The sequence below is a fragment of the Salifodinibacter halophilus genome (genome assembly GCA_012999515.1).
Classification (GTDB): Bacteria; Pseudomonadota; Gammaproteobacteria; order Nevskiales; family Salinisphaeraceae; genus Salifodinibacter; species Salifodinibacter halophilus.
The window spans coordinates 581,363-598,855 of record JABEEB010000001.1 but is presented as its reverse complement, the minus strand read 5'-3'; the positions used below and the strand labels follow the sequence as shown (position 1 = coordinate 598,855).

The window sequence follows — 17,493 nt, the reverse complement described above, 5'->3', positions numbered from 1 at the left end:
CGTTGTCTATGCCTGCCGGATGGTTGGATGTGTCGCCAGTACAGCGTCGACGAAGGCACGCATGCGCGACGGCGATTTATTGCCATCGGCGTCTTCCACACCGCTGCTGACATCGACGGCGTACGGGTCAAACGTTCGGATGGATTCGGCGACATTGTCGGGGCCGAGTCCGCCCGCGACGATCAACGGTGTATCCGGCAACCCGTCGACGAAGTCCCAATCGAAACACGTGCCAGCACCACCAGTTGCACCGGCGGTATTGGCGTCCAATAACAATGCGTCGGCATCATCAAAGCTTTCCGCCCAATCACCGACATCGACGTCAGCATCGCCCATAGGCACGGTTTTGACGTAGTCAAGGCCGAATTGCCGGCAATAGCCTGGGCTCTCGCGACCGTGAAATTGCAGGACGTTTGGCCGCACGCTATCCACAACGTCGGCTACGTCGTTCGCATCAGCGTCCAGAAACAAGGCAACACGGCTCACAAACGGTGGCAGCGCCCGACTGATCTGGTTTGCGGTTTCAACGTCAATTGCGCGCGAGCTGCCAGCATAGAACACCAGCCCGACGGCGTCGGCGCCCGCTTCGACCGCAGCTAGTGCGTCCTCAACAGTGCGCACGCCGCATATCTTGGTGCGAACCCGGCGGATAGAGCGACCGTAACGTTGCGTCATTGGTTGGTTAGTCTAGCATTCGCCAGCCATAGGGTGCTGGCCACCTGTATCAAGCGTGTCGACTGATGCTCGCGGCAGCCCACTGTCGCTTGGATAATGGACATGCATCAGCGTCAGCCCATGTGCCGGCGCGGTCGCGCCGGCCAGTCGCCGGTCTTTGCCGGCCAAAACCGCACCAAGCCATGCGGGCTCGCGCCGCCCTCGCCCGACTTGTACCAAGCTACCGACGATGTTGCGAACCATATGGTGGAGAAACGCGTTGGCTCGGATACAAACTGATAGCCAGTCGCCATTTCTCTCCATCCAGACATGGTGCAAATTACGCCACGGCGTATGCGCCTGGCAGGCAGAAGCCCGAAACGCGCTGAAGTCGTGTTCGCCAATGAGCACCTGGGCCGCTTCACGCATGGCATCAATGTCCAGTCGGTGGTGAACATGCCATGCACGATTACGCCAGAGCGCGGTCGGCGCCGGTCGGTCAAGCAATGCGTAGTGATAATCACGCGCATACGCATCGTAGCGGGCGTGAAAATCGTCGGCGACCGGCACGAACCACTGTGGGGCAATATCCGGTGGTAGGTAGCGATTGCTGCCCAAAAGCCAGGCATCGGCGGATCGACGCGCGCTGCTGTCGAAGTGAACGATTTGTGCACCGGCGTGCACGCCGGCGTCCGTTCGTCCACTGCACACGACGGTTATCGGTGCGTTGGCCACGCGCCCGATCGCGTGTTCGACTTCAGCCTGGATCGTCGGGTGCCCGGGCTGGCGTTGCCAGCCATGATAGGCGCCGCCGTCGTATTCGATTGCTGCCGCCCAGCGCATTATTCCGCCTGTATTACTACGGCAGGCCATGACATGTGATGGACGACGTAGGGGCTGGCGCGGGTCACGTATTGCCTTCCAGTTTGCGTTTTGCCTTGGCCGCGTCGATCGCGTGCACCTTCTTATCGTCAGGCACTTTCAGATACGTACCAGCTTCCAGCCCGTTGATGCCGCCGTCGAACGCCTTGGGGCTCGCGCGATAGAGGGCTAGCGCCATTTGTGGCGTAGTCGTGCCTTTTGGCTTGAGTTTCTTGGCAATACGCCACAGCGTCATATCTTTCTTCACGGGTCCGTAGTTGCCGTGTTTATGTTGGCCATCAGCTTGCTTGGGCTGTGATTTATCGGGCTGTGTGGTGTACTCGCCGCTCGCGGTCGCAGAATTGTCGGCGATCGCTACTTGTCCGCCGTTAGTGTTTTGTTCGGATGGATTGAGCAACAGATCGTAGCGGTGGAAATAGCGCCCATTTTTTGTTTTGGCTTCAACGAGAAAGCTGATGCCCGATGTGGTGACCGGCTTGTCTGACCTCAAGTGAACGACCACAGACCTAGGCTTGTGGTGGTTGGTTTTCAGTGCGATCTGTCCAACGATGCTTTTGCGTTTGAAGTTAAAACGTTTGTACGCCTTCAACGATGCCTTGCGAATCTTGAGCTGCTCGCGCTGGCCTGCGGTCAGCTGGTCAATCTTGAATTTTGCTTGCAACGGCTCATTCAGCGACGATGTCACCGTGGCTTTGCCGAACTGCAGCGCATTGGCGTTGCCGGCGATCATCAACATCGCGGTTCCGATCAGACCACTGAACCAGAACCATTGGCGCATCGAGATTCCTCGTTTTCGCGTTTTATATGACGTTGGCCCGCTTAAAGCCAACGCTTAAATCAGCTCAGATAGTCGGCGGCCAGTCGCTCGGCGATTTGAATCGTGTTCAGTGCGGCGCCCTTGCGGACGTTGTCCGACACCACCCAAAAATCGAGGCCGTTATCCGCCGTCAAATCTTCACGGATACGCGAAACGAACACATCGTCGGTTGTCGCACCTTCAATGGCAGCCGTGGCATAGCCACCGGGCTCGCGCGTATCCATCACGCTCGTGCCCGCGGCGGCGTCGAATAATTCGCGTGCTTTGGCGGCCGTGACTTTCGTACTGGTCTCGATATGCAGTGCTTCCGAGTGACCGTAGAAAACGGGCACGCGAGCCGTGGTCGGATTCACCAGGACGTTTTCGTTCTCGAGAATCTTGCCGGTTTCCCAGACCATTTTCATCTCTTCCTTGGTGTAACCGTTATCCATGAAGTCATCGATATGCGGTAACACGTTGAAAGCGATCTGTTTCGGGTAAACCGTCGGCTCTTCGATTGGTTGGCCGTTCAGCAACCGCGCGCTTTGATCGGCCAATTCGCTGACGGCAGCGTTACCGGACCCGGACACGGCCTGATAGGTCGCGACGTTAATACGTTCGATAGTCGCAAAATCGTGCAAGGGCTTGAGCGCGACGAGCATCTGGATCGTCGAGCAGTTCGGATTGGCGATGATGCCGCGGTTCGTGTAGTCAGCGATGCGATGTCCGTTGACTTCGGGGATAACCAGCGGCACGCCTTCGGCCTGGCGAAAATAAGACGTGTTATCTACGACGACGCATCCCGCTTCTGCGGCCTTCGGCGCATAATCCTTGGAGATATCGCCGCCGGCGGAGAATAAACCGATCTGGACCTGCGAGAAGTCAAACTCGGTCAGATCTTCGATGGTGATTGTGCGGCCTTTGAATTGAACCGTTTTGCCGGCCGAGCGTGGGCTGGCCAGTGGATACATATTACGGACCGGGAAATCACGCTCTTCGAGAATCTCGAGCATGACCTGGCCCACTGCGCCTGTGGCGCCGACAACCGCAACATCGAATACGTTCGCCATGATCCTAACTGCTTTATCTTATGGATTAACGTGGAGCTTTTTTCAACCTAGCATATTCGCGACCGCTTGCCCCGTCGCGGCCGTACCACTCGTGGCCTTGGCCCCATCGGCGATATCGGCGGTGCGCAGGCCGGAATCCAGCACACGGCCGACCGCAGATTCCACACGATCGGCCAAGTCACCGCGTCCCAGACTGTAGCGACACATCATCGCCACTGACAGAATCATCGCCAATGGATTGGCTGCGTCGCGGCCTGCAATATCGGGGGCGCTGCCGTGCACGGGCTCGTACATACCCTTGCCCGCCGCGTCTAACGACGCCGAAGGCAGCATACCGATCGACCCTGTCAGCATGGCCGCCGTATCCGACAGGATATCGCCGAATAAATTGCCGGTGACCACAGTATCGAACTGGTTTGGCTCGCGCACCAGCTGCATGGCCGCGTTATCCACATACATATGGGTTAATGCCACATCGGGATAGTCGCCCGCCAATTCGTTCATGACATCGCGCCAAAGCTGTGACACATGCAACACATTGGCTTTATCGACGCTGCAAAGCCGCCCGCCGCGCGCTTGGGCCGCTTTGAGAGCGGCTTCGCCGATACGTCGGATTTCGGATACGTCGTAGCGCATCGTGTTATACGCCTCGCGCTGCCCGTTAGCGCTCGTATCAGTGCCAGCCGGTTGACCGAAGTAGATACCGCCGGTCAGCTCGCGTACGATTAGGATATCCAGATCGGCTACCAATTCAGCTTTCAGCGCTGACGAGTCCGCCAGCTGCGGGAATAGCATCGCGGGCCGCAGATTGGCGAACAAGCCGAGCTCGCTGCGCAGCTTGAGCAACCCCGACTCCGGACGCTTATCACGCGGCTGGGCGTCCCATTTCGGCCCACCAATCGCACCGAACAATACGGCGTCGGCGTCCCGCGCGGCCTCGAGCGAGGCTTCGGGCAGCGGGTCGCCCGTGGCGTCGATTGCCGCACCACCGACGTCGACACGTTCGAGCCGGTAGTCGAGCCCGTGATGTTCGCCAAGGGCGTCGAGCACGCGCTCGGCCTCGTTAGCAATATCCGGGCCGATGCCGTCACCCGGCATCATTACAATTTTCGCGGTCATTTGGGGTTACCTATTTTGAGTCGCGTTGCACTCTCTTTTACAAATTCTTGTAAAGCCAGGGTTTTTGCTGCGATCGCTCAGCCTCGAACGCGCGGATGGCATCAGCATGCTGAAGTGTTAAACCGATGTCGTCCAAGCCTTCCAGCATGTTGGCCCGCCGGTGGTCTTCGATATCAAACGCGACATGCTCACCGCCGAATTCGACTTGCTGGGCAGTCAAATCCACCCGCGCCGTCGTACCCGGCGTACGCTCGACGATCTGAAACAGTTTTTCGATATTTTTTTCTTCTAAAACAACAGGTAAAACGCCATTTTTGAAACAGTTGTTATAGAAGATATCGGCAAAGCTTGGCGCGATCACACAACGAAAGCCATAATCGGCCAGCGCCCAGACGGCGTGCTCGCGTGACGATCCACAGCCAAAGTTGTCACGCGCAAGCAGGATACTAGCTTTGTCATAAGGCGATTGATTCAGCACGAAACTGGGATCCGGGCGCCTTGTTTCGATCGCTGTTTCCAGATCGCCGCTGTCCAGATAGCGCCAGTCATCGAACAGATAAGGGCCAAACCCGGTTCGGCGGACCGATTTCAAATACTGCTTGGGAATGATCGCATCGGTATCGACATTGGTGCGCTCAAGCGGCGCCACGACCCCTTCGTGGGAAATAAATGATTGCATAATCAGAAACCTTCGTAATTTATTTCACGCCGATGCGTGTTTGCGGACTTCTTAGAGCCATCCAACTAAACACCGATAATTCAGCTGTCGGCCGATGCCGTGGCGGTCACGGCCTCACCATCCAGCGCGCGGATGTCGACAAAGTGTCCTGCTACGGCGGCAGCTGCGGCCATGGCGGGGCTCACCAAATGCGTGCGGCCACCCTTGCCTTGTCGGCCTTCGAAGTTGCGGTTAGAGGTTGATGCACAGCGCTCGCCGGGCAACAGATTATCGTCGTTCATGCCAAGACACATCGAGCAACCGGCATCGCGCCATTCGAAGCCCGCGTCTTTGAAAACCCGATCCAATCCTTCTTTTTCGGCTTGTTGTTTGACCAACCCTGAGCCGGGCACAACCATGGCCTGCTTGATGGCCGGTGCGATATATCGGCCCTCCACATATTGCGCAGCCACACGAAGATCTTCGATTCGGGCGTTGGTGCAAGATCCGATAAAAACCTTGTCGAGGGCGACGTCCGCCAGCGCGGTCCCGGGTCGCAAGTCGATATAGTCCAACGCTCCACGCCAGCCTTCAGCCTGGGTTTCATTGGCCGCATCCTCGGGCCTCGGTACGGTCGCGGTGACCGGCGCAACCATTTCTGGTGATGTGCCCCAGGTGACCTGCGGCGCGATATCGGCGGCGTCCAGCGTGACGACACGGTCGAACTCGGCGTCGTCATCCGAAACCAGCGTCCGCCAATAAGCTTCGGCCTGGTCCCATTCGTCGCCGGTCGGCGCATAGGTGCGGCCATACACGTAGTCGATGGTGGTTTGATCCACTGCCACTATGCCGGCACGCGCACCGGCTTCGATCGACATGTTGCAGATCGTCATCCGACCTTCCATCGACAGATTGCGGATTGCCTCGCCGCCATATTCGATGACGTGACCGGTGCCGCCGGCAGTGCCGATCTTGCCGATGATCGCCAGCATGATGTCTTTTGCCGAGATGCCGGGTGCCGGTGTCCCGTCGACCCGCACCAGCATGGTCTTCGGGCGTGCTTGTGGCAGCGTCTGTGTGGCCAGCACATGTTCAACCTCCGATGTGCCGATGCCGAATGCCAGCGCGCCGAATGCGCCGTGGGTCGCGGTGTGCGAGTCACCGCAGACGATCGTCATGCCGGGCTGGGTCGCACCCTGTTCCGGGCCAATGATATGCACGATGCCCTGGCGCGGATCGCCCATGCCGAATAATCGGATGCCGAAGTCGTTGCAGTTTGTCTGCAGTGCTTCGACCTGCGCACGAGCGATGGAATCATTGATACCACTTTCACGACCAATGGTAGGGACGTTGTGGTCCGGAACCGCGAGGTTGGCGTTGGCCCGCCAGACATCGCGCTCGGCCAGGCGTAATCCCTCGAACGCTTGGGGTGAAGTGACTTCGTGGACCATATGGCGATCGATATAGAGCAACGCGCTACCGTTTGTCTCGCGCACGCAGTGCTCATCCCATATCTTTTCGAACAGTGTGTATCCCATCACGACCTCCGCGTTTTCTATCGAAAATTATAGGGGCCGGTTGTACATAACTCCAATAAATCTTTTTGATATAACCTATAACCAACTCGACTTATTTAACGCGTCAGCAGCGTATGCAAACAGAATCGGTTCAGGCGTTCATCGCGGTATGCGACCTTGGTTCTTTCCAGGCGGCTGCGGACGCGCTTTACCTGACCCAGCCGGCGGTCAGCAAACGCGTGTCGAACCTAGAGGATCGACTCGGCCATACACTTTTCGATCGGGTCGGCCGCGGCGCGACCTTGACCGAGGCCGGGCGTGCCTACTTGCCGCATGCACGTGAATTGGTTGCTGTTGTCGCCGACGGCAACCGCGCGCTCGACAGTCTCGGTAATCGTGTGGCGGGGCCATTGACGTTGGCCTTGTCACATCACGTCAGCCTTCATCGCATGCCATCGGTGCTGCGTGCCTACATCAAGCACTATCCCGACGTTCACCCCGAGATTAATTTCGCCGACTCCGAGGCAGCCTGCGAATGCGTTGTCAAAGGCGAATGTGAATTAGCCGTGATCACCCTGCCCACGACACCTCATCCGATACTGATCGAGAAAACAGTTTGGGACGATCCGATGCAGGTATTTGTGAGCGACGAACATGCGCTGGCCGGGACGCCACCGGCGACACTGGCCGACCTAGCCCAGCATCCCGCAGTATTGCCGCCGACCGCAAGCTATACCCGCGCCATCATCGACCGGACGCTGAGCGCTCATGATGTAGCTCTGGAAGCGCGCATGGAGAGCCACTACCTGGAAACACTGCGCATGCTGGCCGGTATCGGCCTTGGCTGGACCGTGCTGCCCAGCGCCATGTCGCATCGCGATTTGATCGGTCTCTCGTTCGATGGTGTCGAGATGACGCGTCGGCTGGGTGTGGTTTACCACCCACGGCGGCGCTTATCGAATGCGGCGCTAGCTTTACTGGCCCTGCTGGGCGATGTGCCCAAACCACCCGGCGCTTACTAAATGGTTTCAAAATGGACGACAAGAAAGCGTCGACGAGCTAATGAGTCTGTTTTGAGATCCAATAAGTCATAAAAGCAGCGGCATTTCCGGCTGCTTGAACACCACTCCATGCGTTATCATGGTCGGTCTAGGAGGACGGCCTCCCCCCATGATGGTTTGTCACGTCCAGGACGACCTGGCTCTGTTAATTTTCGGAGAGGGCCATGCCTTGGGTCTATCTTATCGTCGCCGGTGTTCTTGAAGTTGTATGGGCTTACTCCATGCATCAATCCCAGGGTTTTACTCGGCTCACACCATCACTCATCACAATCATTACGATGACGGCCAGCTTTTGGTTGTTGGCCATCGCCATGCGCTCGATTCCGCTTGGCACTGCCTACCCTGTTTGGACTGGCACAGGCGCCATCGGGACGTTTCTTGTCGGCATCACCTTGTTGGCAGAACCGGTTAATACAATGAGAATTGTTGCCGCACTACTCATTTTTTCAGGGCTGGTGTTAATGAAGCTCGCAAGCACCTGAAACCGAGGTCTCTGCTGGTTGGTTTCGACATCAAGCGAGCTGCAACGTATCCAATAGCTGGCTAAGCCTCTGTCGACCGGCACCCTCTAATGACTTGAGCGGCAGTGGCAGGCAGGGAAAATCCGCCAGGCCCGCCAGCTCCGCCGCAGCGGCTACCACACGTAGGCTGCCGCCATACTGACTGAACAATGTCCACAACGGTTGCAGTTGTTCGGATAGACGCCAGACTTCCCGGGCATCACCCGCCTGGGAAGCTCGGGTGATGGCCAGTGCGGTCCTGGGGAATAAGCCGCCGATTACCGAATACCAGGCCTCGCATCCGGCATTCAGCTCGGTCGCAGCAAAAGGATCACCGCTGGCTCCGAGCGTGACATGAGGCGGGACGAGCCCTCTTAGACGTTCGATGCGTGCTTTGGCCGCATCATAAGTGGCCGAAACAGCCGGCATCTTGATAGAGCCGACATTGGGCAGTTGAGCGATCCGCCCATGCAATTCGTCGCTGAACTCGAAATGGGTGGTAGCCGGGTTGTCGTAGACACATAACGGCACTGACAGGTGACGCGTCACGGTTTCGTAGAGTTCGAAGACTTCCGCATCGGATAATTTCTGATACGACATCGGCGCTAGTAGCACGGCGCTCGCCCCTGCCTTCTGCGCATCTTCGGCTAAAGCCAGCACCTCTCGAGTGCGCAAGGCACTGATACCGACGATTACAGGCACATCGCCGGCGTGCTTCACTGCGAGCCGTGCAACACGTGCACGCTCTTCCCGGCAGAGATAGGCGTAATTGCCTGTTGATCCCAAGGCACCGATAGAGTCGACGCTCGCCTCTCCCAGGCGTTCCACCAGCCGTATAAAAGCAGCCGCGTCGACCTCGCCTCGTTTCATGGGTGTTAAGGGGAAAACACTCAAGCCGGAAAACATAAGGTCCTTATCGGTGAAAAATGAGAAACAGGGGAACTTGGGGCAAAACTTGCATGTGGCGCCAGTCAACCTTCTCGGTTGGTGATCGCCACCAATAGCCCCAAACTATTTCATGTCGAGCAAGGAAATTTGAAGATTACAGTGGGTGAAGCTGAACTGGCCATCCCCTCTGGCTGTTCAGCCGTGGCACGGACAGATGTGCCTCATCACTATGAAAATGATGGGGAATCCAAGCTCGTCTTTACGATGACTGTTGCCGAATTTCACCAATAGGCGCTGACATTTAATAGGCGGGCAAGCGCCTCATGACGTCGGCCATCAAGCATTGGCGGCGTCATTTTCCAGATAATCCCATACCGTACGCGCCGGCCCTCGGAGTGAGCGCTGTGCCGTACACGTCAGCCAGAACTCCTCGGATGTGGTGCAGCGTGTCTCAAAAGGAACAGTGAGCCCTTCCACATCGGCTAGAAAACGCTCGTATATCAATGCGACACCGATACCGCGGGCGGCCAGCCGAAGCGTCATGATGTGAGTATCACACCACAACGAGTTCATGCTGTCCTCTAACGATTCTAACCCCACAGCGGCAAACCATGTGGGCCACCCCACGGAGAATCCGGTGGCGTGCAAAAGCGTATGACCGGCTAGATCCCGTGGCTCATGCAGCTGCTCGGCAAGCGCCGGTGCACATACGGGCACCATATTTTCAGCGCCCAGTGATTTGGCGACAACATCGGGCCAATCGCCATAGCCGTAGCGGATTTCCATATCGACATCGTCGCTTATGAAATCATCTTTCCAAACGCCGGTTACGACGTGCAGATTGAGTTCGGGATGAAGCTGGCAGAGATTAGCCAAATGCGGCGCAAGCCAGTAGTGCTGCAACCCTGGCGTTGTCCGAATGGTGACTGGCGCCTCCGGTTCAACGCCAAAAACCTCCGCTGTACCTTCCGCTAGTCGCGAGAATGCATCCTCGATGCTCGGTAACCATGCCCGCCCTACTTCGGTCAGCGTCAAGGAACGCGCATGCCGAATAAAGAGATGTTGTCCCAAGCGGGTTTCCAGCAACCGGATACGCTGACTGATTGCCGATTGGGATACGCATAGCTCCTCGGCAGCCCGTGTAAAACTCAGGGTGCGTGCGGCCGCCTCGAAAGCCTGAAGCCATGACACAGGTGGCAAATTAGCCATAGTCTGACTGCCGCGGGATTCGGTATGTGTTTAACCTGATCAATAGCTCATAAAAATCCATAGTCAGATCAGAAGCTAACATTTTGAATACGCCAGGCGGTATTTGGGCTCGCGCAGTCCCTTGCTGAGCGAGCCCAACCAGTTCGGTTTTGAGCGCCTGTTTATCCACATGATCGCCCCAATTCATGGGCAAAAACGCATCCCGATATGTGCATGCCGGCGAACTTCACAAAACGGATTAATCGCCCTGAAGGCCTGGCTGCCGAATAGTCATGGTCGCCTAAAATGGCTTGGAGCGCTTCCGCTGAGACACACCAGCGGTGTCATCGATAACGCATAGGCTCGTCATCCCGTGGATTGGCACAGCGCGATCGTTGCCTACCTGACTTACCCCTTAGATTAGTCACGGGGTCATTCATTGATGGTCTATCCAATCGACCAACGATCACCACTGCACTGCCTGTGTGCCAGCAATCAGAACCAAGCCCCAGCCTTGCTTGGCCTCAGACGTTAAATTTATCGCTTGTAAACTCATGTGAAAAATTTGCATTCTGTAAAGCCTAGGACGGCATTTATTTAATTTATTTTTATAAAAAATATTTATAAATCATTTATTTGCGCCTTAGCTAAGAAATTCTATTGAACAAGAGGCGATCAATGACGCAGCCCAATGTCCTAGTTCTAATGGCCGATCAGGTAAATGGCACACTGTTTGGCGACGGACCAGCCGATTTTCTGCATACGCCAAATCTGCGTCGGCTGGCCGAACGCTCAGTGCGCTTTACCAACGCCTATACGGCGAGCCCACTTTGTGCACCGGCTCGAGCGGCTTTCATGTCCGGTCAGATGCCGTCACGCACCGGTGTCTATGACAATGCCGCCGAGTTCCCATCGAGCGTGCCGACCTGGGCACACCACCTGCGTCGCGCCGGCTATCACACTGCCTTGTCGGGCAAGATGCATTTCGTCGGACCAGATCAACTGCACGGTTTCGAAGAGCGGTTAACCACGGACGTTTATCCGGCCGACTTCGGTTGGACACCGGACTATCGCAAACCCGGTGAGCGTATCGACTGGTGGTACCACAATCTGGGGTCGGTTACCGGCGCCGGCGTAGCTGAAATCTCCAACCAGATGGAGTACGACGACGAAGTCGCATTTAACGCCGAGCAGAAGCTATACGACCTCTCCCGCGGCCACGATGAGCGACCGTGGTGTCTATGTGCCAGTTTCACTCATCCCCACGATCCCTATGTCGCGCGGCGCAAATACTGGGATCTGTATAACGATTGCGAACACCTCGAGCCACGCGAGGGAGCGATTCCGTTCGACGAGCTTGATCCGCATTCGCAGCGCATCTTCGAGGCCAACGACTACACCAAATTCGATATTCAGCCGGAAGATGTGCGCCGCGCACGCCAGGGTTATTTCGCCAACATTTCCTATATCGACGACAAAGTCGGCGGCATCTTGGACGTGCTGGAACGCACACGTATGGCCGACAACACCATTGTGTTGTTCGTTTCCGACCATGGCGACATGATCGGCGAAAAAGGGCTTTGGTTCAAAATGAGCCAATACGAAGGCTCATCACGCGTACCGCTTATGGTCAGTGCGCCGGATTTACCTGCCGGACGCGTGGATGAACCGGCTTGCACGGTCGACGTTAATCCGACACTCGCCGATCTGACCGGCATCGACCTGGGCGAGATCAAGCCCTGGACTGACGGGCAGTCCCTGTTGCCGCTTGCCCGTGGCGAAAACCGTGAGACACCGGTTTTGATGGAATACGCTGCGGAAGCCTCGTATGCGCCGCTCGTCTCGATCCGCGAGGGCCGCTGGAAATATAACTACTGTGAAATCGACCCGCCACAACTTTTCGACCTGGCAAACGACCCGGACGAGCAAAACAACCTGGCCACCGACGCCGAACACGACGCCACAGTCGCCGAGTTCAATCAAAAAGTTGCCAGGCACTGGAGCTTAAAGCAGTTCGATGCCGAAGTGCGGGAAAGTCAGGCACGGCGGTTAATCGTCTACGAAGCGCTCAGGAACGGCGCCTACTACCCCTGGGATTACCAGCCGCTCCAAGTCGCCTCGGAACGCTATATGCGTAACCACATGGACCTCAATCAGGTCGAGGAATCCCAGCGATTTCCACGCGGCGAATAGCCAATGTTCGACCAAGTCGACCACTCCGGCGGGCATGCTCAAACATGTTTTTGATTTAAAAATTTGAAACTTAGGGAGTATATGACAATTTATTTCAAAGAAACGGCTCTTGGGGCGACCCTAAGTGCATCCATGCTGTGGACGGGGCCGGTGCTGGCTGATGCCAGCGCCGACTCGGCAGCGCCGCTGCGCCAGCAAATGCAGGATCTCCAACGACAAATTCAGCAGCAAAAACACCAGATTCAAAGCCAGCAGCAACAGATTCAAAAGCTGGAAAAACGAGTCCATTCTCGGAATAATAAAAAATCGGGAGAATCCTCGACCACTGAAGTAGCGACAACATCGGCCAACAAGAAAAAGCAAAAGCCGAAAAAATCGCTGCATATCGGCGGTATATTAACCGAGCAGTATCAGATCAAAAATAAGCAACAAAATAACGCCACGGGTGGCAATACAACCCAGGGCGTTTTCGCGATCAACGCCCATGGTCGATACAAAAACTTGACCTTTGGACTCGAGCAACGCTTTTCCCAAAACAGCTTTGCGGATACTACTTTTCTTCGCTACGGCTGGGCTGCTCTGAGTTTCGGTACCAACGACAACCAACAGGTCAAAGCCGGCTTGTTTCAAGTGCCCTTCGGCAACTTGCGTTACGGTTATCAGACCTTCTGGGGAAACCTCGGGTATTTTGCCGGCTTCACAGACAATCAAGCGGCTGGTGTCGGTTATAAATATGAATCAGGGGGTTGGCGCTTTGATCTCGACTTTTTCAAAGATGACGACCTCGGCCAACACAGCCTGTACGGTTCCAATCCATTCGAGGGGTACAATCAGCTAAACGGCGGCAATGCACGCATTGCCTATACTTTCAACAAAGGCCATGACAATAACGTGCAGGTTTCGGTTGCAGGGCGTGGCGGCCAGCTTGCCGTGGGTGGCAACAACGCCAATGGCACGCATTGGGCTGGCACAGCTGCCATCGATGCCAAACTCGGGCAATGGACGCTGCAAGGTCAGTTCGTCGACTACAAATACAACATTCCGGATGGCAAAACGACGGACGACAATTCCGCGCTCGGCGAAGGAACGCAAGTGCTGCCGAGCGATTCAATCACCGTCGAGAATTATGGCTTCGGTTATCAAATCCCGTCCGAAGGACAACTCTACACGGCTAACATTGCCCGCACTTTCCCACTGGACATCGGCCCGATAAGCAATATCCAGTTCTACAACAACTATGGTTATCTACACGCCGGCAGCGGCGATTACGACAGCCGCGGCAACCGCATTGGCGATGTCCAATTCAACGCCGCCGGTTTCGTATTGAGCAGCGGCCCGCTGCTGTTCTATTTCGACGTGTTATCCGGCAAAAATGCCGCCATGGCATTCAATGGCGGCAATGATGGTGACTGGCACACCCGCTACAACTTCGCTATCGGTTTGTATTTCGGCGGCGACGTTTTAAGTAACTAATGACGGTGCATCGCGATCGCACTCGGTCTCATCAGTGGTTAAAACCTAAGCTCAACAAGCCGGCATTAATCTAATCAGAATACACGTATTTTTATGCAAAAGTCGCACACGCTTTAGCGATACCTGTTTTTAAGAATCCATGGGTTCCAATTTCTGGAGTATGACGTTATGACTTATTTTTCCCGTCAATTTTTATACGTGTCTATGGCCACCTGCTTATTGCTAGCCGGATACGCCAGCTCGGGCATGGCAGCAACGAAGCCGGTCAAATTTGCCGAGCCCTCATGGCCCGGTGTCAATGTTAAAACTGAAATCGCCGAACAGCTTCTTGACACCTTGGGCTATCAGTCCGAAACAACGCGTTTGAACTTACCGTTCATCTATCGCGGTTTGGCCAAAGGCAGCGTCGACGTTTTTCTGGGGGCATGGTTACCACCCCAGAAAGATATGCTCGAACCACCGCTTAAAAAAGGGAAAATAGTAAAACTAGGCGCTAATTTAACAGACGCCACTCAAGGGCTTGCGGTACCCGCGTATATCTGGGAAAAGGGCATTCATACGATCAAGGACCTGACCGATCATGCGGCTGAGTTCGACCATAAGATATATGGGATCGAATCGGGCAGTGCCATGAACCAGGCATTTAATGAAGCGATCCAAAATGATTACAAAGGAATGGGCGGCTGGACAGTCGTTGCCAGTAGTACGGCGGCGATGGTCACCCAGGTGAAACGCTCGGTTAAGCGTCAAAACCCCGTTGTCTTTTATGGCTGGAAACCACACTGGATGAACGTGACACTCGATATTCGCTACTTAAAAGATGGCGACAGCAGTGATATCGCTGGTATTACAGCCCGAGTACTTACACTCGCTAATGCTGAGTTTTCCGAGCAACGTCCCAATGTTGCGCGCCTGTTGCGACAATTGCACGTGGATGCCGCGATACAAAGCAGCTGGATTAATAAGTACGGCCATAAGAAAAATAAAAAAACCAAGGTCGCTCAGCAATGGCTGGCTAACCACGGCGACACCGTTACCCAATGGCTTAAAGGTGTAAAAACGGCCGACGGTGGCTCGGCCGTGGCCGCTTACCAAAAGCGCTACCAGTAGTCGCTAACCGACCCGAAATGAGATTCGCCCAGCCGAAATAAACAGCGAGATGCGGGGTTATTCAACAACCCCGCTCGGCTGGGCGCCATTTCGCGTGTCAAACCTCACAAACGACAATCCCAAACAGTCGACAAGAGGCTGGCCTCATTCAGTCCTAAGGACTACACAACACGCCGGTCGCGGGACAATCCCGGTCTTTTAGGTGTTCTGGCCTCGATGACGTAAGGCGTGGTCGACAAGCGTGAGAGCGACCATGGCTTCGGCGATGGGTGTGGCGCGCAGACCAACGCACGGGTCGTGCCGGCCGGTGGTCCGCATTTCGGTCGCGTTACCTTCGGTATCGACCGTACGCCCGGGAATAACGATACTCGACGTCGGTTTGAGCGCGAGCGAGGCACGCAACGCCTGGCCGGTCGAGATCCCGCCCTGCACGCCGCCGGAATGATTGGCGAGAAAACCTTCGGGGGCTAATTCATCACGGTGTTCGGAGCCACGCATGCCAACGACATCGAAACCATCGCCGATTTCGACGCCTTTAACCGCGTTGATACTCATCAGTGCCTTGGCCAGGTCGGCATCCAGCCGGTCGAAAACCGGTTCTCCCCACCCCGCTGGCAGCCCTTCCGCTACGATCTCGATCCGTGCGCCGATCGAGTCGCCTTCCTTGCGGACTTTGTTGATCAATGTTTCCAGTTCGGGGATACGCTCGGGATCGGCGCAGAAAAACGGATTATCGCGCGCGGCATCCGGATCGCCGGTGCCCAATTCGATCGGGCCGAGTTGCGTCACAAACCCGCGAATCGTCACACCGAAGGTGGTGGCCAGCACTTGACGGGCAATCGCCCCAGCAGCAACACGAATCGCGGTCTCGCGTGCCGACGAGCGACCGCCACCGCGATAATCACGCACGCCGTACTTTTGCATATACGCGTAGTCGGCGTGGTTCGGCCGATAAACATCCTTGATTTTTGAATAATCGCGCGAGCGCTGATCGGTATTCTCAATCAGCAAACCAATCGGCGTGCCGGTGGTTTGTCCCTCGAAAACACCGGACAGGATGCGTGCGGTATCGGATTCTTTGCGCTGGGTAACGTAGCGCGAGGTACCGGGCTTGCGGCGGTCCAAATCGGCCTGGATCAATGCTTCGTCGATCTCGATGCCAGGAGGACAGCCATCGACAATGCCGCCAAGCGCCGGACCGTGGCTCTCACCGAACGATGTTAGCGTGAAATTACGCCCCCAGGTATCGCCAGCCACGCGTCAACCCCCGATTGTCTGCGCACTGGCCCAGGCGGCCAGATCCTCAGCTTCGAGTACACCCACGCCCATGCCGCCATGCTGTAACTCAACCCAGCTGATCGGTAGGTCGGGATGTGTGGCTTCGAGCTCAAACGCACGTGCCCCCACTTCCAAAATCAACAGACCATCTTCGGTCAGATAATCCGGCGCTTGCACAAGCAGTCGCGTTAAAAGCGAGAGATCCTGTTGATTACCGTGAAAAGCATAACCGGGCTCATGCTGGTACTCAGCCGCCAGCCCCTCTGATTCTTCGCGGCTCACGTACGGCGGATTGGTCACGATCAGATCAAACCGCTCGGCGGGCAAGTCATCGAAAAGATCGGCCTGAACCAATTCAACCTGCGGACCACTATCATGGCGCGTGGCGTTGGTGCGTGCCACATCCAGCGCGTCTGTACTGGCATCGCTAGCCACGACGCGAGCATCGGGGAACAACTCCGCACAGGCGATAGCAATCGCGCCACAGCCGGCACACAGATCGAGTATGGCCAGTGGTTCACGGTGAGCGAGCCACGGTTGAAAACCGTCGCCGATCAACTCCGCAATCGGTGAGCGCGGAATGATGACGCGTTCATCGACGTAAAAAGCCAGGCCCGCGAACCATGCCGTGCCGGTGAGATAGGCGGCTGGCTTGCGTGTCGTGACCCGCGCTCGCAACAGCTCGACAATGGCGCGGCGTTCAGCATCGGTCAACTGCCCCTGTAGATAGGTATCCGGCAGGTCATGGGCGAGTGACAGTGCGTGCAGCACCAGATGCGCGGCTTCGTCCACCGGATTATCGCTGCCGTGCCCAAACGCCAGACCGGCTTCGCCGAAATATGATGCGCCCCACCGGATATAGTCCAGTGGGCACGTCAGCGTCTGCACGAGTTCTTCATCGTCGGTTCGGGACGCCGGCTTGTCGGCCGTCCCATCAGCGGTGCCATTTCTCATAGATGCCTAGGATACCGGATCCGGCACGCGCAAGTGCTGATTCCCCCGCCCGCTCGCGGTATTCGTATAATCTGCGGATGTCACGAGCACTTCACGCACGTTTGACCGACCGGCTTGCATGTTTGCTGACCGGCTTACTGCCGACGCGTTTG

At 56.3% G+C, this 17,493-nt stretch carries 17 protein-coding genes; 6 read left to right on the top strand and 11 right to left on the bottom strand.

The annotated features are described in order from the left end of the window. Positions 1-6: 6 nt before the first annotated feature. The 7 genes from HKX41_02695 to leuC all read right to left on the bottom strand — a co-directional run bounded on the left by HKX41_02695 (position 7) and on the right by leuC (position 6,720). Positions 7-675 (bottom strand): phosphoribosylanthranilate isomerase, encoded by a 669-nt coding sequence (locus HKX41_02695; GenBank protein ID NNC23066.1) that lies wholly within the window; start codon positions 673-675, stop codon positions 7-9. Positions 676-687: 12 nt separating this feature from the next. After that, a complete protein-coding gene (gene truA / locus HKX41_02690) occupies positions 688-1,497 on the bottom strand; it encodes a tRNA pseudouridine(38-40) synthase TruA (GenBank protein ID NNC23065.1) in 810 nt (269 codons plus the stop codon). Between the two features lie 64 nt (positions 1,498-1,561). Continuing rightward, on the bottom strand, positions 1,562-2,272 hold the full coding sequence (locus HKX41_02685) for a hypothetical protein (GenBank protein NNC23064.1): 711 nt from the start codon (positions 2,270-2,272) through the stop codon (positions 1,562-1,564). A 101-nt stretch (positions 2,273-2,373) separates the two neighbouring features. After that, positions 2,374-3,402, bottom strand: a complete 1,029-nt coding sequence (locus HKX41_02680) for an aspartate-semialdehyde dehydrogenase (GenBank protein ID NNC23063.1) — start codon at positions 3,400-3,402, stop codon at positions 2,374-2,376. Positions 3,403-3,444: 42 nt separating this feature from the next. After that, positions 3,445-4,521 (bottom strand): 3-isopropylmalate dehydrogenase, encoded by a 1,077-nt coding sequence (gene leuB / locus HKX41_02675; protein NNC23062.1) that lies wholly within the window; start codon positions 4,519-4,521, stop codon positions 3,445-3,447. 37 nt (positions 4,522-4,558) lie between these two features. Next, positions 4,559-5,200, bottom strand: a complete 642-nt coding sequence (leuD, locus tag HKX41_02670; protein ID NNC23061.1) for a 3-isopropylmalate dehydratase small subunit — start codon at positions 5,198-5,200, stop codon at positions 4,559-4,561. An 80-nt stretch (positions 5,201-5,280) separates the two neighbouring features. Further along, positions 5,281-6,720 (bottom strand): 3-isopropylmalate dehydratase large subunit, encoded by a 1,440-nt coding sequence (gene leuC / locus HKX41_02665; GenBank protein NNC23060.1) that lies wholly within the window; start codon positions 6,718-6,720, stop codon positions 5,281-5,283. A gap of 110 nt (positions 6,721-6,830) precedes the next feature. Between leuC and HKX41_02660 the strand changes: the two genes are divergently transcribed. Together HKX41_02660 and HKX41_02655 are read left to right on the top strand one after the other, a co-directional pair. Beyond that, positions 6,831-7,718 (top strand): LysR family transcriptional regulator, encoded by an 888-nt coding sequence (locus tag HKX41_02660; GenBank protein NNC23059.1) that lies wholly within the window; start codon positions 6,831-6,833, stop codon positions 7,716-7,718. Positions 7,719-7,921: 203 nt separating this feature from the next. Beyond that, entirely contained in the window at positions 7,922-8,239 is a 318-nt protein-coding gene (locus HKX41_02655; GenBank protein NNC23058.1) for a multidrug efflux SMR transporter, read from the top strand. Between the two features lie 30 nt (positions 8,240-8,269). On the opposite strand, the gene HKX41_02650 is transcribed toward HKX41_02655, so the two are convergent. Beyond that, complete coding sequence (locus HKX41_02650) at positions 8,270-9,163, bottom strand: dihydrodipicolinate synthase family protein (protein ID NNC23057.1); 894 nt, start codon at positions 9,161-9,163, stop codon at positions 8,270-8,272. Positions 9,164-9,241: 78 nt separating this feature from the next. On the opposite strand from HKX41_02650, the gene HKX41_02645 reads away from it, so the two are divergent. Beyond that, positions 9,242-9,436, top strand: a complete 195-nt coding sequence (locus tag HKX41_02645; protein ID NNC23056.1) for a cupin domain-containing protein — start codon at positions 9,242-9,244, stop codon at positions 9,434-9,436. Positions 9,437-9,481: 45 nt separating this feature from the next. Here HKX41_02645 and HKX41_02640 read toward each other — a convergent pair whose 3' ends face one another. Next, positions 9,482-10,354 carry a LysR family transcriptional regulator gene (locus HKX41_02640; GenBank protein ID NNC23055.1) on the bottom strand — a complete coding sequence of 291 codons (873 nt, stop codon included), beginning with the start codon at positions 10,352-10,354 and terminating at the stop codon, positions 9,482-9,484. 657 nt (positions 10,355-11,011) lie between these two features. Between HKX41_02640 and betC the strand changes: the two genes are divergently transcribed. The 3 genes from betC to HKX41_02625 all read left to right on the top strand — a co-directional run bounded on the left by betC (position 11,012) and on the right by HKX41_02625 (position 15,109). Continuing rightward, the gene (betC, locus tag HKX41_02635) at positions 11,012-12,526 is read left to right on the top strand and encodes a choline-sulfatase (protein NNC23054.1); all 1,515 of its coding nucleotides are present in this window, start codon (positions 11,012-11,014) and stop codon (positions 12,524-12,526) included. Between the two features lie 81 nt (positions 12,527-12,607). Continuing rightward, positions 12,608-13,999 carry a hypothetical protein gene (locus HKX41_02630; GenBank protein NNC23053.1) on the top strand — a complete coding sequence of 464 codons (1,392 nt, stop codon included), beginning with the start codon at positions 12,608-12,610 and terminating at the stop codon, positions 13,997-13,999. Between the two features lie 168 nt (positions 14,000-14,167). After that, positions 14,168-15,109, top strand: a complete 942-nt coding sequence (locus HKX41_02625; GenBank protein NNC23052.1) for an ABC transporter substrate-binding protein — start codon at positions 14,168-14,170, stop codon at positions 15,107-15,109. Between the two features lie 198 nt (positions 15,110-15,307). Here the strand turns inward: HKX41_02625 and aroC are convergent, their stop codons facing one another. Further along, complete coding sequence (gene aroC, locus HKX41_02620; protein NNC23051.1) at positions 15,308-16,366, bottom strand: chorismate synthase; 1,059 nt, start codon at positions 16,364-16,366, stop codon at positions 15,308-15,310. Between the two features lie 3 nt (positions 16,367-16,369). Further along, a complete protein-coding gene (prmB, locus tag HKX41_02615) occupies positions 16,370-17,341 on the bottom strand; it encodes a 50S ribosomal protein L3 N(5)-glutamine methyltransferase (protein NNC23050.1) in 972 nt (323 codons plus the stop codon). Between the last annotated feature and the right edge of the window lie 152 nt (positions 17,342-17,493).

Bases quoted from the DNA above. Each gene is read 5' to 3' on its own strand.
- HKX41_02695 (NNC23066.1), bottom strand. From the start codon at position 675: ATGACGCAACGTTACGGTCGCTCTATCCGCCGGGTTCGCACCAAGATA.
- truA (NNC23065.1), bottom strand. From the start codon at position 1,497: ATGCGCTGGGCGGCAGCAATCGAATACGACGGCGGCGCCTATCATGGC.
- HKX41_02685 (NNC23064.1), bottom strand. From the start codon at position 2,272: ATGTTGATGATCGCCGGCAACGCCAATGCGCTGCAGTTCGGCAAAGCC.
- HKX41_02680 (NNC23063.1), bottom strand. From the start codon at position 3,402: ATGGCGAACGTATTCGATGTTGCGGTTGTCGGCGCCACAGGCGCAGTG.
- leuB (NNC23062.1), bottom strand. From the start codon at position 4,521: ATGACCGCGAAAATTGTAATGATGCCGGGTGACGGCATCGGCCCGGAT.
- leuD (NNC23061.1), bottom strand. From the start codon at position 5,200: ATGCAATCATTTATTTCCCACGAAGGGGTCGTGGCGCCGCTTGAGCGC.
- HKX41_02660 (NNC23059.1), top strand. From the start codon at position 6,831: ATGCAAACAGAATCGGTTCAGGCGTTCATCGCGGTATGCGACCTTGGT.
- HKX41_02655 (NNC23058.1), top strand. From the start codon at position 7,922: ATGCCTTGGGTCTATCTTATCGTCGCCGGTGTTCTTGAAGTTGTATGG.
- HKX41_02650 (NNC23057.1), bottom strand. From the start codon at position 9,163: ATGTTTTCCGGCTTGAGTGTTTTCCCCTTAACACCCATGAAACGAGGC.
- HKX41_02640 (NNC23055.1), bottom strand. From the start codon at position 10,354: ATGGCTAATTTGCCACCTGTGTCATGGCTTCAGGCTTTCGAGGCGGCC.
- betC (NNC23054.1), top strand. From the start codon at position 11,012: ATGACGCAGCCCAATGTCCTAGTTCTAATGGCCGATCAGGTAAATGGC.
- HKX41_02630 (NNC23053.1), top strand. From the start codon at position 12,608: ATGACAATTTATTTCAAAGAAACGGCTCTTGGGGCGACCCTAAGTGCA.
- HKX41_02625 (NNC23052.1), top strand. From the start codon at position 14,168: ATGACTTATTTTTCCCGTCAATTTTTATACGTGTCTATGGCCACCTGC.
- prmB (NNC23050.1), bottom strand. From the start codon at position 17,341: ATGAGAAATGGCACCGCTGATGGGACGGCCGACAAGCCGGCGTCCCGA.